Annotated in this window: 5 protein-coding genes; all 5 read left to right on the top strand. The window is 39.3% G+C overall.

Annotated features, from left to right (window positions below; all coding sequences use genetic code 11):
- A partial coding sequence (locus tag WB217_RS16475) for a hypothetical protein (RefSeq protein ID WP_423994354.1) occupies positions 1–703 on the top strand: 703 nt, incomplete at its 5' end.
- 329 nt (positions 704–1,032) lie between these two features.
- Positions 1,033–2,196 (top strand): NAD(P)/FAD-dependent oxidoreductase, encoded by a 1,164-nt coding sequence (locus tag WB217_RS16470; RefSeq protein ID WP_423994353.1) that lies wholly within the window; start codon positions 1,033–1,035, stop codon positions 2,194–2,196.
- Between the two features lie 17 nt (positions 2,197–2,213).
- Positions 2,214–3,080, top strand: coding sequence for an RNA polymerase sigma-70 factor (locus WB217_RS16465; RefSeq protein WP_423994352.1), 867 nt, complete (start codon positions 2,214–2,216; stop codon positions 3,078–3,080).
- A gap of 160 nt (positions 3,081–3,240) precedes the next feature.
- Positions 3,241–3,750 carry a DUF2867 domain-containing protein gene (locus tag WB217_RS16460; RefSeq protein WP_423994351.1) on the top strand — a complete coding sequence of 170 codons (510 nt, stop codon included), beginning with the start codon at positions 3,241–3,243 and terminating at the stop codon, positions 3,748–3,750.
- A gap of 227 nt (positions 3,751–3,977) precedes the next feature.
- On the top strand, positions 3,978–4,661 hold the full coding sequence (locus WB217_RS16455; protein ID WP_423994350.1) for a type 1 glutamine amidotransferase domain-containing protein: 684 nt from the start codon (positions 3,978–3,980) through the stop codon (positions 4,659–4,661).
- Positions 4,662–4,957 lie beyond the last annotated feature (296 nt).

The following is a 4,957-nucleotide window of genomic DNA, read 5'->3' as shown; positions in this document are numbered from 1 at the left end:
CATTTGGGTTGGTACCGGTTTGCTCGTTCCTATGCTGTTTATTGCACCGGTTCTGGGTCCTGCAGCTATGATACGGGATCAAGAGGCTGGTGCCGCCGACTTCTGGGTATATGAGCAGATTTTCGTCATGATCTCACTTTTCGGGATTGGCATCTTCCTTCCGATGGCATTGGCGGGGTATGCAAAGGCACGTTGGCCAGAAGCGCTGAGTGGCACAACCGCCTACAAGGAGGTGCCGGGAAATACTCGAAAACTTCAGATCATCTTGGCCAGGATCGTCGCTGCCAACTGCATTCTCCTAGGTATCATCAAGGTGTTTTGGGCGGTTGGCGGTTCTTTAGGCATCGACCCGGCAACCATGGGTGAACGCGATGTGTGGTGGCACCTGTTGTCATTGAGTATGGGAGTGTGGTCCTTTGCAGGTGCGTGGGGCATACTGGTCCTAGCAACCCGCCGTGGGTCGGAGTGGTTTCTACCCCCTATGACAGCTTCCTGGATTTCATCGGGAGCGTTGTTCTCTAACAACCTCTATTCCGCCTTATCATCAGTTCGACTTGATGCGCCACCCTCCCCAGAGTACCCATTGGCATGGTTGTTGACCACACAGGCCGGGATTGTTTTAGGTGTAATAATGGGGATGATTATCCTCCTCGTGCTGCACGACCGCCGTCTAGCACTTCGATGTGAGTCCAATTTAATTTGATTACATATATGAATTATTACTACGAAGGTGAAATAAGGTTTAAAGGTGAGTTGTGCTAACCATTTACCTTAGGAATGCGTTAATCCAGGAAGGATTGACGCTTTATTTGTTGAATTGCTAATAAAGCAAAAGGGAATTGCTTTAATCCAGGAAGGATTAAAACAGTTTTTTGTTGAAATCCTTGTCGTGCTACCAGGGCAGCATTCCTGTAATGAAGGAAAATGGAGTTTGAACAAAAAAATAACATCATAATTTTGGTGGTCTCATCTGTCACAAATTGGTTTCTTTAATCGTCATGTGATTAGGACGAAGAAAAGGAGACGATTAAAATGATAAATGAGAAAACAATTGTAGTCATAGGTGGCGGGTATGCTGGGATCAACCTTATCGAAGCACTTAAGAAAGAGTTTCATGAGGATCTAAAAAGAAGCATTCGGATTATCCTGGTTGATAAAAATACTTTCCATTTTAAAAAGGTGAAATTATTTAAGGGAATTGTTAATGAAAATTTGTCGAATTTAAAGGTTCCTCTAAAGCATTATTGCGGCAATGATATTGAGTTTATTCAGGGGCAGTTAACAGCAGTTTATCCTAAAGAGCAAACCGTTGACATTGTCAGGGAGGATGGAACATTGATTCATCTGGATTTTGACCGTTTGGTGCTTGCCATGGGCAGTGTACTGCGTGAAGTGAATTCAGAATGTGGAGGAATAACGCTCAATGATTTAAGGAATGCCCAATGTATTCGGAAGCATATATTAAGGATGATGGAATCACCAGATAGTAAACTTCGATTGGCAATAGTAGGAAGTGGGGTTACAGGAATTGAAACCGCTGCAGAAGTGGGATCATGGTTGAAAAATGAAACAAAAAAAGAAGGGATGAAGCAAAAGAGCATTGAACTATTCCTCATTAATAATAAACAGAGATTATTAGTTGAAGCTCCAGTGAAAATCAGTGAACGGCTTGAGAACAGGCTAATGAGACAGGGTATACATTTAATGCACAATAAAAAGGCAGAAAAATTCTCAAACGGTAAAGTCATTTTTTCTGACAAAACCGAACTTGAGGCTGATGCGTGTGTATGGACAGTCGGTTTAAAGCCTCATCCCAGCCTTTTCGATTTAGGTCTCTCTCTTACAGAACTAGGCAAAGTAAAAGTGGATTCATGGTATCGTTTAGTAGAAAATGAAAATATTTATGCGATTGGAGACTGTGTTCATGTGGTTGACCATATAAGTGGAAAAGCAGCAGCAATGAGCTGCAAAGAAGCTATTTCCCAGGCTCAACGACTTTCTAAAATTATGAAGGCACATCTTCAGGGATTAAAAGCAACCTCACATCAAACTTACCCTGATTTTCTTTGTATAGGACTCGGTCCAAACGATGGTTTTGTATGGGCGCAAAAATGGGGAGTAGATTTCGTCCTTTCAGGTAAATTGGCAGAAAAAATAAGAGAGTATACATGGAACCTTGCCAGTATTACTCGCTAAAGGAAGGAGGTAAAGGTATGGAGCTGCAGAACCTATATTCTCAATATCAGCCACTTTTATTTTCGATTGCTTACCGGATGCTCGGCACTGTTTCTGATGCAGAAGATATTGTTCATGATGTGTACTTGCAGGCAGGAGAAAAAACGATTGAGCATGTGGAAAATGAGAAGGCTTACCTTTGTAAAATGGTTACAAACAAATGTATTGATCTTTTAAAATCTGCCGGACATAAACGTGAAGTTTATACTGGTCCCTGGCTCCCAGAACCATTGATTCTAAACGATAACGATCCTATTACTGAAGTGATGAATGGAGAAGCGATATCATTTGCCATTCTAATGATGCTGGAGCACCTGAAGCCTGTAGAGAGAGCTGTTTTTATCCTTAGGGAAGTGCTAGATTATGATTATTCGACCATTTCACAAATTTTGAATCGCAGCGAATCTAATTGCAGAAAAATAGTTAGCCGGGTAAAGAATAAATTTCCATTGATAAAAGAAGAGGTGCAAGCACCAAAAGATCCAGAAATAGATAAAACGATCCAAACCTTCGTTTTAGCCTTACATCAGGGAAACATTCAGAAGATTGAAGAATTATTGCGTCAGGATGTTACGCTATATTCCGACGGTGGCGGAAAAGTATATGCTGCCTTAAAGCCAGTATATTCCAAAGAACGCGTTTTCCGTTTTATCAGAAACTTACTGTCACATAACGATAAGAAACAAGCTATTATAAAAATCGTAAATGTAAATGGGGAAACTGGACTCCTGGTAAAGGGAGATGACAATGTCAAAACGGTTATCAGTTTCCATGTAAAAAACGATCAAATTGTTGAAATCTATATTGTGAGGAATCCAGAAAAACTAAAACATGTATATCTATAAGCTTACTAAATTTACAGCAATTTAGAGAATGATTGCTCCAATGCATCAATTACTCCTATATTTTCAGAGGCATGATGTAAAAACAAACATGTTGAACTAAAAAGCATTTTTATCTAATGAATATATTTTCTATAAATAATTTTTAATGAAGGGTGAAGTTATGAGGGAATACATTGTTGAAAAGGTGTCAGTTCCTAAAAATTCAATAGCAAACGAATCATTATCTTCTATTCATTATTCAGATGCATATAAAATTTTACTTCCTGGTGAATCAGCTTATGATGTAAAAATTATAGCCAGCAAGTTTCTGACTACTGCTCCTCCTTGGGTTTCTCACTTAATGAAAGTACGTGATCGACTAGTCAGTTTTATAGGGTTAAAGACAACCAATCGGTCTAAAGTAGAAAATATAAACTTAGAACAGGGAAGTAGTATAGGATTATTCCGTGTATTTAAATGTAATTCACATGAGATATTACTAGGTGAAGATGATCGCCATTTGGATTTTCGTGTGTCCATTTTAGTAGAAGAAGTGAATGGATTAAATTACTTAACTGTTTCGACTGTAGTAAATTTTCATAACTGGATGGGGAAAGTGTACTTTTTTATTGTTAAAAAAGTTCACAAAGTAATCGTACCTGCAATGTTGAATAATATTGTCCGTATGTGATACATTGTGAAACTTTCTACCTAATCGATCGGGTGCTCTAGTTTGACTATTCAATAAAATAAAAACGCTCTGAGCTTTTTCAAGCTCGGAGTATTTTTTATGCAAAACGTGTGTAGATTTTAATGACTAAGCTTTTCAACAGGAAATCATTGAAAGTTAAACTTATGTGTAAATCTTCATCTTAAAGGGAAGATAAACACAGTGCAGAAAAAGAGGAGGCTATTTTAATGGCAAAAGTATTAGCAGTACTATCAAGTGGACATAAAGATGAGAAAAATAATTATGAAACTGGCTGGTGGGGGGAGGAATTGTTTGCTCCGATGCAGCTTTTAGAAAAGGCAGGCCATCAGGTTGATTTAGCTTCACCGCTCGGGGGAAAACCCGTGATTGATCAGGTGAGTATTAGTGAGGATTATGATCCGAATGGTACTTATAAGAAGCTTTATGAATCTGGTAGAGCTGATGACACAATGAAACTTTCAGACGTGAACCCAGCTGATTATGATGACGTTCTTGTCGTTGTTGGCCATGGTGCGATGTACGACCTGGCAAAGGATGCCGATTTGCATCAGATTATGAATAGTCTTTATGACCAGGGTGGGATTGTTGCAGCGGAATGCCATGGACCAGCTCCGTTAGTCTTTGCGAAGCGTCCCAATGGTGAGAGTTTTGTTGCTGGTAAAAAGGTAACCGGTTATCCTGATGTAATGGAGCCTGCAGGCCTTTTGGATATACTGCCATTTAGCCTTGAGCAGGAGCTGCGAAAAATAAGCAATTATGAAACTGGAGACCTTGAAAAAACTGGACACGCTGTATGGGCAGATGATCAAATTGTCACGAGCCGTGATCCGTTCTCCTCTGAGCTGATGGGGGAAGAGCTAGTTAAGGCACTGGAAAAGAGAAAAAATTAATAGGATTCTGATCAAGCACCTGAAAAGGGTGCTTTTTTTAAATATTGATGAAATAGACGAAATGAAAGTGAACGTCAAAAATGCCAGGAGAGAATAATCACCTGGTATTTTTGTGAAATCCTATTTCTCATACAATGATGATAAAGAGAAATCATCATCCGTCATAATGTATTTGTGATCTTGTTCAAGTGCATCATTCAAGCTTGAAGATAAACTAGCTGAAGAATATGCGCAAACGGAAACCATTCGTTCCTGTATTACAAAATCATCTGACTGGGGTTCAATTAACTGAGCAA

Source organism: Mesobacillus sp. (assembly GCF_049588175.1).
Lineage (GTDB): Bacteria > Bacillota > Bacilli > Bacillales > Cytobacillaceae > Mesobacillus.
The sequence above is the reverse complement of the archived record's forward strand: the minus strand, read 5'-3'. Positions and strand labels throughout refer to the sequence as shown.